The organism is Pseudomonas sp. KB_12 (assembly GCF_052114545.1).
Taxonomy (GTDB): domain Bacteria; phylum Pseudomonadota; class Gammaproteobacteria; order Pseudomonadales; family Pseudomonadaceae; genus Aquipseudomonas; species Aquipseudomonas brassicacearum.
The window spans coordinates 108,586-127,332 of sequence record NZ_JBFREY010000002.1 but is presented as its reverse complement, the minus strand read 5'-3'; the positions used below and the strand labels follow the sequence as shown (position 1 = coordinate 127,332).

At 57.4% G+C, this 18,747-nt stretch carries 20 protein-coding genes; all 20 read left to right on the top strand.

What is annotated here, in order from left to right; translation table 11 throughout:
* The first annotated feature begins 9 nt into the window (after nucleotides 1-9).
* On the top strand, nucleotides 10-417 hold the full coding sequence (locus AB4Z20_RS01730; protein WP_442089206.1) for an Invasion protein B family: 408 nt from the start codon (nucleotides 10-12) through the stop codon (nucleotides 415-417).
* The gene (gene sctN, locus AB4Z20_RS01725) at nucleotides 414-1,700 is read left to right on the top strand and encodes a type III secretion system ATPase SctN (protein WP_442089205.1); all 1,287 of its coding nucleotides are present in this window, start codon (nucleotides 414-416) and stop codon (nucleotides 1,698-1,700) included. The genes AB4Z20_RS01730 and sctN overlap by 4 nt, the downstream gene beginning before the upstream one ends.
* Nucleotides 1,684-2,139, top strand: a complete 456-nt coding sequence (locus tag AB4Z20_RS01720) for a type III secretion protein (RefSeq protein ID WP_214508857.1) — start codon at nucleotides 1,684-1,686, stop codon at nucleotides 2,137-2,139. The genes sctN and AB4Z20_RS01720 overlap by 17 nt, the downstream gene beginning before the upstream one ends.
* Nucleotides 2,136-3,032, top strand: a complete 897-nt coding sequence (locus AB4Z20_RS01715) for a SpaN/EivJ family type III secretion system needle length determinant (protein ID WP_442089204.1) — start codon at nucleotides 2,136-2,138, stop codon at nucleotides 3,030-3,032. Before AB4Z20_RS01720 ends, AB4Z20_RS01715 begins: the two co-directional genes overlap by 4 nt.
* Nucleotides 3,029-3,952 (top strand): FliM/FliN family flagellar motor switch protein, encoded by a 924-nt coding sequence (locus AB4Z20_RS01710; protein WP_442089203.1) that lies wholly within the window; start codon nucleotides 3,029-3,031, stop codon nucleotides 3,950-3,952. Before AB4Z20_RS01715 ends, AB4Z20_RS01710 begins: the two co-directional genes overlap by 4 nt.
* The gene (locus AB4Z20_RS01705) at nucleotides 3,945-4,604 is read left to right on the top strand and encodes an EscR/YscR/HrcR family type III secretion system export apparatus protein (protein ID WP_024618104.1); all 660 of its coding nucleotides are present in this window, start codon (nucleotides 3,945-3,947) and stop codon (nucleotides 4,602-4,604) included. Before AB4Z20_RS01710 ends, AB4Z20_RS01705 begins: the two co-directional genes overlap by 8 nt.
* Before the next feature lie 8 nt (nucleotides 4,605-4,612).
* On the top strand, nucleotides 4,613-4,867 hold the full coding sequence (locus tag AB4Z20_RS01700) for an EscS/YscS/HrcS family type III secretion system export apparatus protein (protein ID WP_014337351.1): 255 nt from the start codon (nucleotides 4,613-4,615) through the stop codon (nucleotides 4,865-4,867).
* Nucleotides 4,868-4,871: 4 nt separating this feature from the next.
* Nucleotides 4,872-5,675, top strand: coding sequence for a type III secretion system export apparatus subunit SctT (gene sctT, locus AB4Z20_RS01695; RefSeq protein ID WP_442089202.1), 804 nt, complete (start codon nucleotides 4,872-4,874; stop codon nucleotides 5,673-5,675).
* The gene (locus AB4Z20_RS01690) at nucleotides 5,650-6,684 is read left to right on the top strand and encodes an EscU/YscU/HrcU family type III secretion system export apparatus switch protein (RefSeq protein ID WP_442089201.1); all 1,035 of its coding nucleotides are present in this window, start codon (nucleotides 5,650-5,652) and stop codon (nucleotides 6,682-6,684) included. The genes sctT and AB4Z20_RS01690 overlap by 26 nt, the downstream gene beginning before the upstream one ends.
* Nucleotides 6,685-7,022: 338 nt before the next feature.
* Nucleotides 7,023-7,505 carry a type III secretion system translocator chaperone SicA gene (sicA, locus tag AB4Z20_RS01685; protein ID WP_442089200.1) on the top strand — a complete coding sequence of 161 codons (483 nt, stop codon included), beginning with the start codon at nucleotides 7,023-7,025 and terminating at the stop codon, nucleotides 7,503-7,505.
* 2 nt (nucleotides 7,506-7,507) lie between these two features.
* Nucleotides 7,508-9,277 carry a type III secretion system translocon subunit SctE gene (gene sctE / locus AB4Z20_RS01680; RefSeq protein ID WP_442089199.1) on the top strand — a complete coding sequence of 590 codons (1,770 nt, stop codon included), beginning with the start codon at nucleotides 7,508-7,510 and terminating at the stop codon, nucleotides 9,275-9,277.
* 24 nt (nucleotides 9,278-9,301) lie between these two features.
* The gene (locus tag AB4Z20_RS01675) at nucleotides 9,302-10,399 is read left to right on the top strand and encodes a cell invasion protein (RefSeq protein WP_258690667.1); all 1,098 of its coding nucleotides are present in this window, start codon (nucleotides 9,302-9,304) and stop codon (nucleotides 10,397-10,399) included.
* A 13-nt stretch (nucleotides 10,400-10,412) separates the two neighbouring features.
* Nucleotides 10,413-11,519, top strand: a complete 1,107-nt coding sequence (locus AB4Z20_RS01670; protein WP_442089198.1) for an IpaD/SipD/SspD family type III secretion system needle tip protein — start codon at nucleotides 10,413-10,415, stop codon at nucleotides 11,517-11,519.
* Nucleotides 11,520-11,876, top strand: coding sequence for an acyl carrier protein (locus AB4Z20_RS01665; RefSeq protein WP_442089197.1), 357 nt, complete (start codon nucleotides 11,520-11,522; stop codon nucleotides 11,874-11,876).
* A 342-nt stretch (nucleotides 11,877-12,218) separates the two neighbouring features.
* A complete protein-coding gene (locus AB4Z20_RS01660; RefSeq protein ID WP_442089196.1) occupies nucleotides 12,219-13,040 on the top strand; it encodes a hypothetical protein in 822 nt (273 codons plus the stop codon).
* A gap of 69 nt (nucleotides 13,041-13,109) precedes the next feature.
* A complete protein-coding gene (locus AB4Z20_RS01655) occupies nucleotides 13,110-14,225 on the top strand; it encodes a hypothetical protein (RefSeq protein ID WP_442089195.1) in 1,116 nt (371 codons plus the stop codon).
* A gap of 93 nt (nucleotides 14,226-14,318) precedes the next feature.
* Nucleotides 14,319-15,491, top strand: coding sequence for a hypothetical protein (locus AB4Z20_RS01650; RefSeq protein WP_442089194.1), 1,173 nt, complete (start codon nucleotides 14,319-14,321; stop codon nucleotides 15,489-15,491).
* 228 nt (nucleotides 15,492-15,719) lie between these two features.
* Entirely contained in the window at nucleotides 15,720-16,979 is a 1,260-nt protein-coding gene (locus AB4Z20_RS01645) for a winged helix-turn-helix domain-containing protein (protein WP_442089193.1), read from the top strand.
* Nucleotides 16,976-17,440: a transglycosylase SLT domain-containing protein gene (locus tag AB4Z20_RS01640; protein WP_442089192.1), complete on the top strand. Its 465-nt coding sequence runs from the start codon at nucleotides 16,976-16,978 to the stop codon at nucleotides 17,438-17,440. The genes AB4Z20_RS01645 and AB4Z20_RS01640 overlap by 4 nt, the downstream gene beginning before the upstream one ends.
* A gap of 129 nt (nucleotides 17,441-17,569) precedes the next feature.
* Nucleotides 17,570-18,745: a PrgH/EprH family type III secretion apparatus protein gene (locus AB4Z20_RS01635; protein WP_442089191.1), complete on the top strand. Its 1,176-nt coding sequence runs from the start codon at nucleotides 17,570-17,572 to the stop codon at nucleotides 18,743-18,745.
* Nucleotides 18,746-18,747 lie beyond the last annotated feature (2 nt).

The window sequence follows — 18,747 nt, the reverse complement described above, 5'->3', positions numbered from 1 at the left end:
ATTTTGCCAATGGTACCAACGGATATCGCCGGTCTATTACGCGAAGCGCTGCGACACAGCGGCTGCGTAGACAGTCAAATAGGGCATTTCGACAGCCACAGCACGATAGAAATGCAGATGAAGAATCTGCCGGATATCAGTGTGGCTGAGGTGGAAGGTGATGTGTGGGTCTGGGCAGCGGTCGCCGAAGCGACACCATCGTCATTGAATTATTGTGCTTTCGACCTGCTGCAGTTCCTGCTCGAAGGCAACCCGTTTTCCCGTACCGGGCAATTGCACTTGTGCGAAGTCGAAGGGCGGCTGGAGTTGCGTTTTATGGCCAGCGCCTATGCCTTGAACGCTGCCGAGCACTTGGCCCAAGCGCTGGATTCCTTCGTGCAAGCCATTGAACGGCTGTTGGACATCCTGCGTCGATGAGCCTGCGGCTGGAACGGCTCGCGGCCCATCCCTTGCGCTTGAGCGGCCCATTGATCGAAGCGGCGCTGCGGGAGGTGGTGGTCGGCGAAATCTGTGAAGTGCGCCGGCATTGGCGTTCGCCCCAGGTTGCCGCCCGGGCGCAGGTCATCGGCTTCAAGCCTGGTGCGGTGCTGCTCAGTTTGCTGGGCGAGGCGAAAGGCTTGTCCCGGGAGTCGATGATCGTGCCCACTGGTTCGACCCTGCAACTGACCTGCAGTGACGCCTTGCTCGGCAGTGTGGTCGATCCCCAGGGCGTTATCGTCGAGCGCCTGGCGCCGTCGACAGCGGTTGCCTTGCGGGACTGTCCGGTGGATGCCGACCCGCCGTCGTACCAGCAACGGCGCCCGGTGGCGGAGCCCTTGCGCACCGGCATTCGGGTCATCGACGGTTTACTGACCTGCGGTGTCGGCCAGCGCATCGGCATTTTTGCCGCCGCCGGCTCCGGCAAAACCACCTTGATCAACATGCTGATCGAACACACCGACGCGGATGTTTTCGTGATCGGCCTGATTGGCGAGCGCGGGCGCGAAGTGACCGAGTTCATTGAGCATTTGCGCCAGTCGCCCCAGCATTCCCGTTGCGTGGTGGTGTACGCCACGTCGGATTTTTCCTCGGTGGATCGCTGCAACTCGGCGCTGCAGGCCACCACCATTGCCGAGTACTTTCGCGACCAGGGCCGGCGCGTGGTGTTGTTGCTGGACTCGTTGACGCGCTACGCCCGCGCTCGCCGCGACCTGGCCTTGGCGGCCGGTGAAGCACCGGCGCGGCGCGGTTATCCGGCCTCGGTGTTCGATGCCTTGCCGCGCTTGCTCGAACGTCCGGGTGTGACCGCGTCGGGCAGCATCACCGCCTGGTACACGGTGCTGCTGGAAAGTGACGACGAGCCGGACCCGATCGCCGAGGAGATTCGCTCCATTCTCGACGGCCACGTCTACCTCAGCCGGGCCCTGGCTGCCAAGGGGCACTACCCGGCCATCGATGTCTTGCGCAGCGTCAGCCGGGTGGCGACGCAAGTCACCTCGCCACAGGTCCGGCAACTGGCGGCCGCGACCCGGGACACCCTGGCGCGTCTGGAACAACTGCAGGTGTTTCTCGACATGGGTGAGTACAGCCCGGGCGTGGACGCGGCCAATGACCACGCGCTGCAACGTCGCGAAGCCCTCAGCCAGTGGCTGCGGCAGCCGACGGATCAATGCGTTGAACCGGATGAAACCTTGCGGAGCCTGCATGAACTCATTGCTTGATCGACGGCGCCTGCTGGCCTTCAGTCAGTTTCGTCGGCAACGCGGCGAGCAGGCGCTGTTGCGTGTCCAGCGTCAGTTGCAGCCGCTGTTGCAGGAACAGTCCGGTTTCGAGGAACAGGAGGCTGCGCTGCAACGTTTGTTGAGCAGCCATCGGGCCAATGACTGTGTGCTGGATCACGGGCAGTTGTTGGCGCTGTTGCGCACCCAGGCGGTCATTCGGCGGCGCATCGATCTGCTGCGCGTCGAGCGTGACCGCGTGGATCAACAGCGCCGACAGGTCGAGCAACAGCTGCAGGTGCAGCGCGAACAACTGCGCGGGCTGCAACGCAAACACGACAACTATGAGCGCGCTGTTCAGCAGCTGTTGCGTGGGCAACGGTTGGAGGCGGTGCGTCGCGAAGAACGAGAGCTGGAAGAGTTGATTGGAGTTCGGCGATGAAAGAGGTCTGTGTGCCACCAACCCGTCTGGTCCACGCCTTGGAACCGGTCGACGAAGACCCGCTGGATGAGCTGCAAGACCTGCTCATCCCGGTGGCGGAGGATGAGCTGCCGCAAGGCGTGCTGGACCTTGTGGTTGCGCTGGTTCGGCAGCAGCGGCCCCCGATGGAAACCGCCCGTGTGCCGGCCTGGCAGGCGATGAGCGTGGGGCAGGAAACGCAGGCGCTCGATCGTGATGAAGCGCAGCCGATTGCCCGGGAAACGCGGGCGGTTGAACCCGATGGCAGACGATTGCCCGCCCGGGAAACAATGGCTGTGCCACAAGCAGGTCCAATGTTCAGCGAGCCCACGCAACGCCCGTTACCGCAACGCCTGCAGCCTGTTGTTGCTGTCATCGATAAAGCCACAGTGCCGAGGGATGGGGTGTCGATCGAGCCGCAACCAATGGCCCCTGTCATTGTTCCCCGTGCACGGTCGGCCCCCCGTATCGACGAACAGTTGCCCCAAGCGCCGTTGAGTTTTCAGGGCGCGCGCCATGGGTCACCGGTTGCACCGTCGGCGCTGCCTGCACCAGCGCTACCGCCAGCGCCGCCGCCAGCGCTTGAGGCCATGGTCGAGGCCTTGCCGGACACGGGCCGGGGCTTGCTGCAAATACCGTTCAGTCGAGGGGCCGCCAGTGGACAGATCACGATCAGCCGGCTGCCTGAAGAGCCCACTCGGAACCTGACGCTCAGCCCAAGCAATGCCCTGGTGCTCGAGCAGCTCAAGGCACCTTTCGAGCTGGCCCGGGAGCCAGCCTGGCGCCTGGCTGACAGTGGCGGCGAGCAGCCGCGCCAGGGCTCGCATCAGGCGCCGGATGAGGAGCAGGACGAACAGGGCGAGCGTCCGGCATGAGCGCGTTGCAGTTACGGCGGGTCGACCTTTTGGCGCATGCCCAGGCCCAGGCGATTCAACGCTGGCGGCGTGCCGGGCGCGACGCGGGGTTGGGCAAGGTGCCAGAGCGCTCCGGCTATTTGCGGTTTTGCGCCCAGGGTGACGGCGGCGAGTGGCAGGGGCTGATCGTGGCCCATGATTGGCTGCATCGCGCGCTTCCACAGTTGCGGTCTTTGCTGACGAGCGAAACGTCGTGGACGAATGTCCTCGGATTGTTTCGCGCCGCGCCGCGTCCCTTGCTGCTGGAGGTGGATGAGCTGCACTACCGGGCGTTGTCCGACATCGACGGCGTCGCCCCGGCGCGATTGCCAACCCGCGACCTGCCATGGCTGGACACCCCTCGGGGACGGGTTTGGTTGCTGCAACTGCCGCCGGCACGTCTCGCCAGCGAGCGCTTGGACGCCGACTCATGGCTGGATGAATTGCCGTTGCACCTGGAACTGGTTCTCGGCGTCAGCCACCTGAGTCTTGCCAGCCGCAGACGCCTGGGTGAGGGCGATGTCCTGCGCGTCGTCCAGTGCACTCAACGGTGCTGCCTGGCCGACCGTTGCCTCGGCACTTTTACCTTTACCCAAGAGGGGCTACACATGCAACCGACTGTGACCGATGCCGATCCAGAGCAGCCGCCGGAGTCTGGCGCGGCCATCGACCTGGGCGCGCTGCCGGTGCGCCTGGAATTCCTGCTCGCCACCCATCAAACCGACCTGGCAACGCTGTCGCGCATCATCGAGGGACAACTCATCCCGTTGGCCGAAGATGCCGCGCGGCACATCGAGGTGCGCGCCAACGGCAAGCCGGTGGCCCAAGGGGAACTGGTGCAGTTGGACGGCCAGTTGGGGGTCGAGTTGTTCAAGGTCTATCGAGCGGGCGCCGATGAATGACGTCTCGCTGATCGCGCTGCTGGGGTTCGCTTCGCTGCTGCCGTTCCTGGTGGCGGCGGGCACCTGCTACATCAAGTTCTCCATCGTCTTCGTCATCGTGCGCAACGCGTTGGGCCTGCAGCAGGTGCCATCGAACATGGCGCTCAATGCGATTGCCCTGATGCTGGCGATTTTCGTCATGACGCCGGTCATGAAGCAGGGCCATGACTACTACAAGACCGAGGCGGTGACCTTTACCGACATTGCGTCGGTGGTGGACTTCGCCGAGAACGGCCTGGGCAGCTACAAGGATTACCTGCGCAAGTACACCGACCCGGAGCTGGCGCAGTTTTTCGAGCGGGCCCAGGCGTTCCAGGCTGAAACCGACGCGGGCCTGCCTGCCGATGAAGAGGTTGAGGCCTCGCTGTTTTCGCTGCTGCCGGCCTATGCGCTGAGTGAAATCAAAAGTGCCTTCAAGATCGGCTTCTATCTGTACCTGCCCTTTGTGATCGTCGACCTGGTGATCTCCAGCATCCTGCTGGCACTGGGCATGATGATGATGAGCCCGGTGATTATTTCCGTGCCGATCAAACTGGTGTTGTTTGTCGCACTGGACGGCTGGGCGTTGCTGTCGACCGGGCTGGTCAAGCAATACCTGACCTTGCTGGCCTAGGTGCACCGATGAACGATCTGGTCTATGCCGGCAACAAAACCCTGTACCTGATCCTGCTGATGGTGGCCTGGCCGATCATCGTTGCCACGGTGGTCGGCCTGGTGGTCGGGTTGATCCAGACCGTGACGCAGCTGCAGGAGCAGACGCTGCCGTTTGGCTTCAAGCTGTTGGCGGTGGCGGCGTGCCTGTTCCTGCTTTCGGGCTGGTACGGCGAAACCTTGCTGGATTTCAGTCGTGAAGTCATTCGCCTGGCGTTGAGTTAGGCCGATGTCGTTGACGTTGTTCTTCGAGCTGTACGCCTGGTTCGCTGCGGCGGTGTTGGGCGTGGCGCGTCTGGCGCCGATTTTCTTCATGTTGCCGTTTCTCAATGGCAGCGTGCTGACCGGTGTCACGCGCCAGGCGGTGATCGTGCTGGTGGCGCTGGGCTTCTGGCGCTACGTCGGCGTGCCTACGCCAGCCCTCGACAGCGTGGCGTTCCCCGGTCTGGTGCTGCGCGAGGCGGGTATTGGTGTGCTGCTGGGCGTGCTGCTGGGCTGGCCGTTCTGGGTGCTGCATGCCATGGGCAACCTGATCGACAACCAGCGCGGGGCCATGCTCAGCAGCACGGTGGACCCGGCCAACGGTGTCGACACCTCGGAGTTGGCGAATTTTCTCCAGTTGTTTGCCGCGGCGGTTTATCTCGAAGGTGGCGGCCTGTTGTTGATGCTCGAAACCGTCGGCCACAGTTATCGCCTTTGCGCGCCAGCGAGCAGTTGTGAGCTGCACCTGCCTGCACTCTATTCATTGCTCGATGCACTGGTGAGCAAGACCCTGGTCATCAGTGCGCCGGTGGTGGCGACCTTGCTGGTCAGCGAGGCGCTGCTTGGGTTGCTCTCGCGGTATGCGCCGCAGATGAATGCTTTTTCGGTGTCGCTGACGGTCAAGAGCCTGGTGGCGCTGGTGGTCTTGATGCTGTATTTCGGCGTGCATCTGCCGGACGAAGTGCTGCGCATGGGCATGCTGTCCGACGGCTTGGCGCAGTATCTGGATGGCGGGGAGGGCGGAGATGTCATCCAGCGCCTCGAAGACTGAAAAGCCCACCGCCAAGCGCCTCAGGGATGCGGCGCGCAAAGGACAGACGTTCAAGGCCAAGGACCTGGTCATCACCTGCCTGACCCTGTGTGGCATCACCTACATGGTCTTCAACAGCTCGTTGATCGAGATCATGGAGGTCTACCGGCGCATCATCGCCCGCGATTTTGACACTGAGTTGCAAGCCTACTCGGCGATGCTGGTGCTGGTCGGCCTCAAGGCGTTGCTGCCGTTGTTGCTGGTGTGCGTGCTGACCAGTGCCTTGCCGGCCTTGCTGCAAAGCGGTTTTGCCTTGGCCAGCGAAGCGTTGAAACTGAATCTGGGTGCGTTGAACCCGGTCAATGGCTTCAAGAAGCTGTTCAGCCTGCGCACCGTCAAGGACACCTTCAAGGCGCTGTTGTACCTGGGCAGTTTCGCCATGGCGCTGTGGATTGTCTGGCTGACCCAGCGGCAATTGCTGTTCGCCCAACTGTTCGCCCAGGCGCCGGCGTTATTCGCGATCTGGGGGCGTTTGCTGCTGGTGTTGGTGCTGGCATTCCTGGCCTGCGTCCTGCTGATCGTCGTGCTCGATGCCCTCAGCGAATACTGGTTGTTCATGAAAGACCAGATGATGGACAAGGATTCGGTCAAGCGTGAACACAAGGAGCAGGACGGCAACCCGCAGATCAAGGGCCGTCGCCGCGACTTGCACATGGAGCTGTTGTCGGAGCAGGTCAAATCCGATGTGCGCAGCTCGCGCATGATCATTGCCAACCCCACCCACATTGCCATCGGCGTGTATTTCCGCCCGGAGATCACGTTGCTGCCGTTTATCTCCCTGATGGAAACCAACCAGCGCGCCCTGGCGGTTCGAGCGTACGCCAAGGAAGTGGGGGTGCCGGTGATCAACGACATCACCTTGGCCCGCCGCATCTTCAAAACCCACCAGCGCTACAGCTTCCTCCAGGTGCAGGAAATCGAGGAGGTGCTGCGGCTGCTGATCTGGCTTGAGCAGGTTGAGCAGGCGTGAGGCCAGGCACGGTCCTTGTGGCGAGGGAGGAGGATTGTGCGACTCCGTTCGATTGAAGAATAACCCTGTGGCGAGGGAGCTTGCTCCCGCTGGGCTGCGCAGCAGCCCCCTCCAAAAGGTCACTCATTCCATCTGAAGTAACGTGCCGCCAGGCTTTTTTGGGCCGCTTCGCGCCCCAGCGGGAGCAAGCTCCCTCGCCACAAAAGCGGCTTTGCCACAAGAGTCGTCTCGTCGGCCTGGGTTTTTAGTGGCATGAGCGCAATTTGGCAGCGTGCTTGCCGGCGTTTTGGCTCAATGCACCGGTCAGCGACGCTGGCGTTTTTTCAGGAGTGTGGCTGATGAGTCGCGATAACAAACAAGACGAGCAGGTGGCCCTGGACGTCGTCGATGCAATGCTCGGTGGTGCGGCGTTGAAAGACGTGCAAGGCATCAGCGACGAGCACATGGGCAGTCTCTATGCCTTCGCCTTCCAGTTCTACGAACAGGGGCGGCTGGACGATGCCGAGAAGTTCTTTCACTTCCTGTGCATCTACGACTTCTACAACAGCCATTACTGGATGGGACTGGCTGCGGTGCACCAACTCAAGCAAAACCACCAGAAAGCAATCGACCTGTATGCCATCGCTTTCGCCCAAGGCAAGAACGACTACCGACCGATGTTGTACACCGGCCAATGTCACTTGGCCCTGGGCAAGGTCGGCAAGGCCCGGTTGTGTTTCGAATACGTGCTCGAGCAGGCCAGGGAAGACGATCTGCGCGAGCAAGCCAAGGTGTATCTCGACACCCTGGCCCACATGGAACAGCACTGTTCGGAGGACTGAACATGAGTGAAATAAGGACTGCTTTCAACCCGGCGCTTCACGGCGCGATGAGCCGCAGCGAGGCCTTTGAAAAATACGGCGCAGCGGCCAGCAAGGCCGCCAGGACCGCGGATTTTCAGGAGGCCGGCCAGAAAGCGCTGGCGGACCTGATGTCGGTGAAATACGAAGGTCACGACGGCCCGTCCACCGCCAGTACCGGCCGGCCCGCATTGCACCCGCCAGCACCGCGGGCCGATGGCAATAAACAGGAAACCAGCGGCGATCTGTTCACGTTATTGATGGCGATGATCAGCGAGCTGATCGGCGAGGTCGACGTCAAGAAACTGAAAAATCGCCTGGCGATGCTGCAGAGCATGGCTGGCGCCAAGCAACAGGCCCATGAAAACCTCTCGGCTGAATACACCGCTGCCGTCCAGGCGATGGAGGCCGCCGAGGGCAATGTCGGCAGCAGCCAGGAACACCTCGAACAACTGCGCGATCGGGTCTTGCACTTCCAGGGACTGCTGGATGAAAGCGAGGCGCGGCTGGCGCAACTGGACCCTGAATCGCCCGAATATGCACAGGAGCTGGCCCGTCGCGACCAGCTAAAAGGCGAAGTGGCGAACCATACCCAAGCCTTCAATGTGGCGACCGATGCGCATCTGAAGCTGATCGAGGTCGCCACCGCCTGCGCCAAGGCTGTGGGCACGGTATTCGCGAAAGTGGTCTCATCCAGCGTGAACAGCTCGACCCCCAAGCCAACCGATGAAAAGGCCCTCAGCAGCAGTGCGCTGGCGTTGTTGAACCGCTTGAAAATCATCGAACTGCTTGGCGAGTCGGCGCAGAACAAGGAAGAGCTCAACCAGGAGCTGTTCCAGGAGTTGCAGGCCAGGCTCCAGGCACACATGGAGCGTGAGTCGGAAAAATACCTGGAGGAAGTGCGCAAGGCCGAGGCCTTGCAAAAAACCATGGGCTGCATCGGCAAGATCGTCGGGGCGATCCTGACGGTCGCAACCATCGCCGCCGGGGTCCTGACCGCCAACCCGGTGCTCATCGCCGTGGGCGTGGTCGGCGCGGCCGTGATGATTGCCGACTCGGTGATCCAGGACAAAACCGGCGTGTCGTTCATGGCTGAAGCCATGAAGCCGCTGACCATTGTCATGCAAGAAGCCATCAAGCTGTTCACCGAGATCTACACCAAGTTGCTGATCGGCCTGGGCGTTGATGAAGACACGGCCAAGAAAATCGCGCAGATCGCCGGCATGATCCAGGGCATCGCTTCTACCTTGGCGGCTGTCGCGTTGGTGGCCGTGGTCGGGGTGCAGGTCATCGGGCCGATGGTCAGTGCCATCGCTTCGAAACTGGCCTCGGTGGTCGCTCAGGCCACGCCTGCCGCGATGCAAGCGATGAGGCAAGTGGCAACCTCGGTCGGCAACACCTTGACCCAGATGCTCACCCAGTTGCGCGGGTTCATCACCAATGGTGCTGATCCGGTATTGCTGGCGCGTTACGCCGCCAACCTGGAGATCGCCCAGGCCGTTACCGAGTTCGGCAACGTGGCGGTGCAGGGTGGGCTGCAAATCAAGAGCGGCCAGCACCAGGCCCAGGCCGCCGTGCATCTGGCCGATGTGCGGGTACGCATGGCCATCAGTGAGGAAATCAGCGCCTACCTGACCCAGGTGGTCGAGAACTATGGACAGGCGATGCAGGAGCGAACCCGGCAAATAGAGCATGTGTTTGCCGATATGCAACGCAGCCATTCCGTCAGCCTGCAAATGGTTCGGCATGTTTGAAATCACGGACAACAGGTATCCACGATGACCACTATTCACGTTCCAACCACAATCGCATCCCCTGTCATTGACCATGACCGGATCAATGACGCCGGGCTGGGCGAGTTGATTGCCCAAGAGCAATTTTCAAAGCGCAAGTCTCTTGAGGGGGCGTCGATCCTCGACCAGATCGCTGCAAAGCAGATACTCCAGAACGGCCCCTTCGCGGCCCCTTCTGCTGCGGAGCTGGAAAGCCGGATCAATGCCTATCAGCCCACCGAAGCGGATCGGGAGGACTTCTCTGAAGCCAAGTCCATGGTCGGCGATGATGTGCGCAACGATCTGGTTTTCGACCCGGGCGCCTGGGAGAAACACGCCAACGTACTGGTGGCCGCGATCATCGCCCTGAACATCGCACGAGTCGCCAATGCGCAACTGCGCGGCCACTTCAGCGTCATGGCCGCCGACGCGGCGAAGTCCCAAGGCGCGGCCATTATCGAGTCCGGCAAGGCGGCGCTGAACAGCGCCATTACCGCCGCGGTGGTGTCCGGCGCCATCGCCGGGTTCGCCATGGTCAAGACCTTCCAGGGCCAGGCGATGAAGCATGCGGACATCGACCTGCATCGCCGCAACGCCATGGACGCGGGCAATCTCGAACGCGACCTCAAGCTGGAGCGCAATCGCAATGAGTGGAGCCCGGACACCACTTACAAGATCAAGACCCTCGATGATTTTGCCCGGCCGACCACCGTCGACTTCAAACCCAAGGGCTCGACACTGACGAACCAGGAGCAGGCCTGGTTCGACGGGGAAATCCTCAAGGCCCAGAAGGTCGGTCAAACCTCCGATTGGCTGAGCCAGATGGGCAGCAAGGGTATCGAAAAGAAACTGGAAATCGGCCGCGCGCTCAATGCCATGTCGATGAGCATGAGCCAGGTGGTGGCGAACATCGTGCGCATGAACGAGCACGCCGCCCGTGAAAAAGAAGTGTTGATGCAAAGCGCGCAGAACAGCCAGAAGAGCCTGAGCGATGAGGTCGGCCAGAAAGACGCGGCCGAGGCGGCGTTGTTGCAGAAACTGATGGACATGGTGATGCAGCTTTTTCAATCGCGTAGCGAAGTTATCGGTGCCCTGAGGGGATAAGAGGAACAGATCTATGGAAATCACCCAAACCCTTCATTCGCCAGTCCCATTGTTGCCGAACCTGAAGGCCGTCACGGATACCGCGCCGCCTGCGGAGGTACCTGTCGAGATCCAAACGGTCAGTCCTCCGGTGCATTTGCTCGAAAGGTCCATGAACGCAATGAATCGCAGCCTGGGCCATTTGCTCAAGTGCCCGTCAATCATCGCCAAGCCTCTGGAAGGCACGGCCGCCGAGACCACAGCACAACACCTCGTCGCGGAGTTCGTCGAACAGATCCACTCCAAGCGTGACCGAGCGCAAATGTGGGCAGTGCAGGTGCGCCAGTGCGGTGCCGTGATGACCCACAGCCAGAAAACAGGGCTCTTGGATGAAAGCCAGCGCCAGCAGCTCAATGACGAACAAAGCAAGATCCTTCGCGCCCTCCAGGAACATCTGGAAGAGAACAAGCCCCGTGAGATCACGGAGGCTTTGGATGCGACGATCAACTCATCGAATGACTTCTTTGAAAAACTGCTCGAACTGATCGACCTGATCAAGAACGGTTACCTCGCCGGCTACGAGCACATCATTGCGGCTTATTCGGACTTCTTTTCCGACTTCAACAGCGAAATCACCGCGATGATGAAGGACTGGATCGAAGGGGCGAACGACGGCAAGGAGGTCACGTTGAATGTGGGCGCGTTGCGCAATGCATTGGATAGACTGATCGCAAAATATTCCCTACCCAACTCCGCTGCCATCCTCTTTCCCAAACCACCTGAAACAGGCGCCACTAAGGAAGAGGCAGAAAACTGGCTCAAGGCACTCGGCCTACCTGCAAGTTGCCTCAAGCAGAATCCCGCCCCGAACGGTCCTTGGTGTGTCGTCATCGACACCGGGCCACTGACAACGATGAAAAGTAGTCTACCGTCGGGCGGCGGCACGGTGACCTGGGATACCGCCAAATTCAACGCCTGGCAAACCGGCTTCAACGCCCAGGAGGAACGCATGAAAAACATGCTGCAGTCGTTTGTGCAGAAGTATTCGAATGCCAACGCTTATCATGACAATTTTAATAAAACGTTGTCGGCGCATTTGAATCAGTTTGCGGATATGTTGAGGGCGATGTTGAATTTTTGAATGATGTCAGAAAGTCGGCTAATTGCTCACGATGTTTTGTATGGGTTCATATTTGCCAATATTGATTATTTTTTCTTGGGGGGGTGGATGCTGGGTGATGCAAGTGTGTTTGATATTGAAAAGCAGATTATAAAAATGTTGTCGGTTGCTTTTTCGAGTGATTGTAAGAAGATTGAGCTTGGTTTGCGGTTGGTTGAGGATTTATATGTTGACTCATTAGGGTTTGTTGAGGTTGTCATGGCGTTGAATGAGATGCTTGGTATTGAACTGTCTGGGGAAATGGTGGGCGAGTGGAAGACGGTTCAGGATATTGTAGTTGGATGCTCAGTCTGTAGCGGGAAAACGCTGAGAATGTAGGAGCATGTGTTTCTGATGAGGGAGGCTGGTTTTGCAAAAAAAAGAGGCCAATTTAGCTATGCGAAATCACTTTTTCGGAGCAAGACGAAGGGGAGCGCTCAGCAGACAACATCATTCGTACTATCTAACCTATGGATGGTTCGAAAAATATTGAGTGCGGGACAGGTGCGTTTGTAATTGGGGCTCTTTTGAATCGTGGAAATTACAGGTAAATCGTCAGTCAAGAGTATAAAGATTTAGTTTGCGATGAGTAAATACTTTTAAAGCTCAAAAGCGAAGTGAAAGAAAAAATAGTTAGATTTTCTAAATTTTTGCCTACTATTGATGAAAAGAGAGTAGTTAATGCCAGAAATAAACGTTAGTGGCATAGCTCAAGTTTCCATGCGCCAAGCAGAATGGCACGATGAACTAGCTCTGCCTGTTGTTATGGTAAAAAATACCCCGAGTGTGATGCGTTTCAAGGAAACAGCACAATTCATACTGCAGCTAATGCCAAGAAAGAATTATGGGGAAACGGGTGTTGATCCCAAATATTGGCTCGAAATTAAAGATCCAAAGCATCGGGACCGTATTTCGCTGAATGGTCTCGATGGGCAGTCCGGCGCATTAAGTGCATGGAAAGAAGACACTAGTAGCAAGGCCGGCCTATTTCAATGGATTGATCAACATCCTGATGTTAAAGTTAATCAACTCAAGGAGGGGCCTAAACACCCGCTGTCTCAGAATGTTAGCGGTATAAATTATGTATCCGTTGAGAAGGCCGTTGATTATCAGGTAACCATCTCGCAAGGCGAATGGAAAATAGGAGGTGAATTGTTAGACACGACGCATCTAACAGGCAAGCCGGGGATGGAGGGACACGCGGCTATCGTAGTCCATCGCGGCGGAAATATATTTGTCCATCCTTATGAAAAAGGGAAATGGCAACATACTTCCACAACGGCAGGGCAACCAGTTTTAGCAGCCGGTATGATTCGTATAGAACAGGGAAGAATGAAATCATTTCATCTGGATTCCGGCCACTATGCACCGTTACTACCGCAGCTCAGAAATATTTTAATTCGATTGTCGGCAGAAGGTGTCAATATTAACGATATTGATGTTTATGCCAAGCATATGTCGCAGGATGATGTGAAGGTGCTAGTTAGTCAGTGTTCTTGCTGATGTTGTTGTTTTCCAAAAAATATCCAGTACAAAAAAACAGTTATAAATTAAATTACAAGGATATACCTCGTGACGCTGATCCACGCATTGGATAGTTCTACCCGTATTGCGCCGACTGAGCAGTTTCATCAGACTCTAGGTGTGCAGGCAGTACGAAACACTACAAATCCGCTGATACGCAGGGTGCTGGACGCCTATGGCATAGATGATAATCGAAAAACTTTGAGTCAGCTCAATCCTGAGCATGTTTTGGTTAAAAAAGATCGCTCAGGCATCCCTGATTTAACCCAAGGTGCCTATGTGTCTCGACAGGGTGAGAGCTACGGTGATTTTAGCTGGATAAATCCAAAAGGTTTAATGAAATATCAAACTAAAGATGTGGCTGTTATCTGCTTTACAAACAAAAATCAATTGGTACAGCTTGATCATATTTATTCGGAGACCCCCTTGCCCGATTTTCTCATCAAAATAATCAATGAAGAAGACTGTCTGGATTCCCATCTTTATCGTCGAAATAGCAGTTTGGCTGCGTTTGTCTCGCCGGCCGACAGCAAACAGCATGGTTATCTCATTATGCCCAACTCGCCATACTGCGATGAGCAAGTTTTAAATGCCTATGTCAATACCCCTGAAACACTTAAGAATAGCAAGGCCGGTATTATCTTGTGCACCTACGCGATTCACCCGGGTATACAATCTTCGTTTCTGGAGGCGCGGCATCATCAGTCCGGGTCCATGAGAGTTGAGGTAAGCGAGAAAATACCACAAAAGACAATCAATGAAAAAATGCAGCTTGACTCATTGACCAGTATTTTAAGTTTGAAGATAGAACATGTTCAGCAACTCGAAAAATTGCGGCAAGGAATATTGCGGCATCTTCGGGATGTCTATTCCGTAGGTGACTCTGATAATATCAGAATGTTCTTTCATTTTCCTGTTGCAGAAAAAACTGCCACGCTTCACCTACACACGTGGGTTAACAAAGGCGATCATCCGCTGAACGAGCCTAGGTCTTTCGATCTCGACACGATTATTATGCACCTCAAGTCTGGAAAAGAGATTGGTGATCTTGTTCTTGATCGAAATGAGGGGGTCTACCCTTTACCTGTCTCGGATTCTATTAAGGATATTAGTGGTATTCCATTTAAAGGTATACATCCCAATATTCTGAATTTTTCATTGTGATTGAAGTGTTTCGTCGTCTTGCTAGTTGTAGCTACGATAAATATTAGCTATTGAGTTCGCTGTTGTGTCGAGGCGGCGATATGGAGTTAATTAGTGACCTTGATAAGCCTGTTGCAGAGCTCTGCTGCTACTATATCCACGGATCCGAACCTCTCATCTCAAACCCTGCACGTAAAGACAGTGCGTAATTCTCCGAACAAGTTGGGTATATGCAAAAACGATGTGGTTTGCAGAGCCTTGAATATTTATGGTGTAGATGTTGATCGGAGTATTTTTAGTCGGCTAAACCAAGGTGGATATAACGTGTTGATCAAGCGAGACGAATCAGGAAAGGCCGATTTTATTCCTGGCGCTTATGTATCCAAAGTGCATGAAGATACTTATGGTTGTTTTAGGTGGGTAAGTCCGAGAACTTTGCAGAAATATCAAACTAATGATCTGGTTAAAGTGACACTTGCAGCAGAAAATTTGACGCAGCTCCAAGGCGTATACAAAAATGAAAATGCTCCTCGATTTCTGGTCGAGCTGTTACGCGGTAGCAGTCGGGAGCCAAGCGATGAAGTATATAACGACGTATATAAAAAAAATCCAGATATCTTCTATTACTCTACTCCACTGGGGGCGGGCAATGGATTCCTAGTTTATCCGAATATCCCCTACATGTCACAAATTTACACTGTTGGGGAAATTACCGATTTGGTCTGCGGGCGAGAAGGCATCCAGCTAACGGCCTGGGCTATTCACCCTGCGATGCCGCATGGTTTGATTCAAGAGATTAATGGCGATCTTCCAACAGGAAAAGCATCGGCTAATCAAGAGGAGGAGGTAAATCAAAAATGCGCTGAATTTGCGTCGGGCGTGAAATCGTTAACCTCTATATTAGATTTAGAACAGAGCGATGTCAGGATGCTGGAGAAACTAAAGATGGACAGCCTTCAGCATTTAGTTGATGCCTACGGAGTGGATGCTGAAAAAGACAAAATTAATTTATTTTTCCATTTTCCGGTCGCCCCTTCAACCGCTACCTTGCACCTTCATATTTGGGTGAATAAAGGAGATCATCCCTTGAATGAGTCACGCGCATTTAGCATTGACGAGGTCATTCAGCATTTAAAACAGGGTGGAGATATCGAAGGGTTGATATTGTCCCGAAATGGTGGAAATTTCATATTGCCGACAAAAGATGAATTGCACAAGATTAAGGGCATGCCTGAAAGTAAAGCGCCAATGCCTGCTGACTATAGCGAGCTCAGGCTCCCTATCTGACGTGACGCAGGGAAAAAACCACAGATTCTTCCTATCTCTGAAACTCGGCGCTTCCGGAAGTTCTGACTGCCTACGGTCAATGTCGTGATTTCCTACATCAATAAGACCTAGCGCCCTACGGAATCCCCCCACACATCTTCCTATAGTCACGCAGCTCGCCATCCCGAGCCTGTGCCCGCCACAGGCTCAATCGCGCTTCAGTAACTTTCTATAGAGAAGTCTCAACGTATGGACAGTGCAACTGATCAAACCCCAGCCAAGTCATTCGTTTTTGACCACTGGCTATTGCAAAGCGATGGAACGCTGATGCGAGATGGACAAGGAGTTCATGTTCCACCCAAAGAATTGCACGTGCTGCGCCTGTTGTTGAAATCGGCGGGCACGGTCGTGAGTAAGGATTATCTGCTGGACCAAGTCTGGCCCCGGATGGATGCGGCGGAGGAGTCGTTGACCCGTTGTATCTATGCCTTGCGCAAGTTGTTCAAGGAGCACAAGGGTTACATTGCGACGGTTTACGGCCAGGGTTATCGGTTCACCGGTTCCGTGGTCGAGCTCGATGTGCCGAGCCAGGCGAGGGCGGTGGCGCCGTCGTTGGCGGTGTTGCCTTTGCGCAATCTGGACGAGATCGCGGCGCTGGATCTGCAGGACCTGATGATTCGCCAACTGACCACGGCGTTCGGTGAGGCGTTGCATGTCATTCCCTCGGGGCTGATCGCGGCCAGCGGTGTATCGGACGATGTGCGGGCGTTGGCCGGGCGGTTGCCGGCGGATTATTGCTTGAACGGTCGTTTTATCGGTGCGGGTGGGTTGCAACACTGGTCGGTCGAGTTGATTCGTGGCTGCGATCAGTCTCTGCTGCATGGGCAGACGCTGGATGCCTGTGATCTTGGGGAGGCGCTTGGCGTGTTGACCAGCCTGGTGGCCCAGTGTGTACCCGGGTTGCGTCCGGTCGGTGATCGCTGCGGGTCCTATTCGGCGGCGGTGGCGTATCTCAACGGGTTGTGCAGCGTGCAGCAGCACACGGTGCAAAGCCTCGGCGATGCCCTCGTGCTGTTCAGGCAGTGCGTGAAGCTCGACGCCGGGTACGCACCGCCCTGGTGTGGCTTGGCGGATGTGTGGCTGGGGCGGGTGATGATGGGCCTGGGTGACACGGAGCGCGCCATCGAAGAGGCGCATGCGGCGGTGTCCAGTGCGTTGATGCTGGACCCCGGCAGCATTCCGGCGTTGACGCGCCTGGCGTTGCTCACCAGTTTGCGCGGTTGCGAACAGGCGGCCCAGGTGTTGTTCCGGCGCTGCCTGTTGTCGGCCGATCAGGCGGACGTGCTGTACTTTCACGCCTGGCATCACTGGTTCTGGCGGCGCAACGAGCAAGCGGCGCAGATGGTCGACCAGTGCCTGGCGCATGATCCGGACTGTGTCCGGGCGCAGATCCTGCGGGTGCGCATTCACGAACAGCTGACGTGGATCGGCGAGAGGCGCCTGGCATGAAGCGGCGCCGGAAAACCTGGTTATGCGTGCCGGTGTGTCTTGGCCTGGGGTTTGGCACGCCCCAGGCACAGGCCTGGTGTTGGAGCAAGGCGGGACAGATGCACGCCATCGAACCCGAATTGCTGCAAGCGATTGCCGATGTCGAATCAGGCCTGCGCTCTGACGCCATCAATCACAACCGCAACGGCACTCGCGATATCGGGCTGATGCAGATCAACAGCATTCATCTATCGCGCTTGAGTGCCCAGGGCATCACCGAGCAACGCCTGCTGGATGAGCCTTGCCTGTCGGTAGTGGTCGGTGCCTCGGTGCTGGCCGGGTTTATCGCCCGTTACGGTTACAACTGGACGGCGGTCGGCGCCTACAACGCGGGCAATGCCCCGGATCGCCAAGCGGCGCGGCTGCGTTATGCGCGCAAAGTCTGGCAACGTTACCAAGTGATCACCCAGGCCGGGGACTGACGGCGTCACGAACGGGCCCCGCGCAGGATTCTGATCCTTTGCAGCACGCAATCGGCAGAATCGGATCAGGAATCCTGCGAACGCCTTTCCTAACCTACCTGCTCATTCGACCTTCCTGGAGTTTGGACGGTGACAGTCCCTACGGCCCCCACGCTACAGCCCTGCATCCTGCGGATCCTCAACGGTCCGTTGCAGGGCTGTGAATTCCCGCTTGGCGAGGGCACGACCCTGTTCGTCGTCGGGGCCGTGGAGGTGTTGGGGGATGGCGCTCGTGCTGCCAGTGTTCCGGCGGATGCGATCTTCGTTCCCCTGGAGGAGGGTGGCTGCAATTTCGAGGTACTGGCCGACCAGGCCACGTCGGACGGTGTGCCGGTGCGCTTGCTCGGTGATTCGATCGAAGTACGTCGCTGCGTCTTCCAGGCCCGTATGCAACTCGGCGGGTTGCAAGTGGCCTTGCGTCCAGCAGATCAGTCCTGGGCGCCCGAGTGTCTTGGTCCGGCAGATAGCCCGTGCAATGCCGCCGTGTTCAGCGGATGGCGTGCCCATTGGCCCCGCGGGATTGCCGGTGCTCTGGTGTTGGTTGCGTTGGTCACCGTGGTCAGCCTCTGGTCGATGCCGGGGCCGTCGCCTGAAACCGATATTCGTGCGTTGATCGCCGGCGCCAGTGCGCCGGTCCAGGTGCTGCGCGGTCGTGATGAGGCGGTTTATGTCTTCGTGTCTTCCGAGCGCGATGCCGGTTGGAGCCGGCAGGTGCTGACGCGCCACGCCCGCCTGAACAGCGAGGTACTGATGCTGGACCAGGAGCGTCGCCGGCTGGAGCAACTGCTGGTCGACCATGATCCGCAACTGGCGTGGCACTTCCTGGACCTCAAGGATCCGTCGGTGCCGCGGCTGTTGCTCAGCGCACAACGCAACCTGCTCACGCCCGACAAGGAGGCCAAGCTGCTCGATACCGTGCTCGCGGCGGCGCCGTATGCCCGCGATGTCGTGCTGCAGATGCAGGATGACGCGCTGCTCGCGGACCTTGCGCAGGGCGGTTTGCAACGCCTGGCATTGACCTTCAGCCGGGTCGAACACGCAGATGGGCTCTCGTTCGCCATCGAGGGCAACCTGCAGGATGCCGACCTGGCCGCCGCGCGCCAGTACGTCGACGATTTCTACCGGCAGTGGGGGGATCGCTACGTGCATTTCACTGTCGAGCTCAAGGACGACGCGCTCAAGGGCACGTCGTTTCAAACCGGCCCCCAGGGCTACGTCAAGACGAGCCCTTCGTCCTGGCATTTTCCAAACAACCAGAATAGGTGACC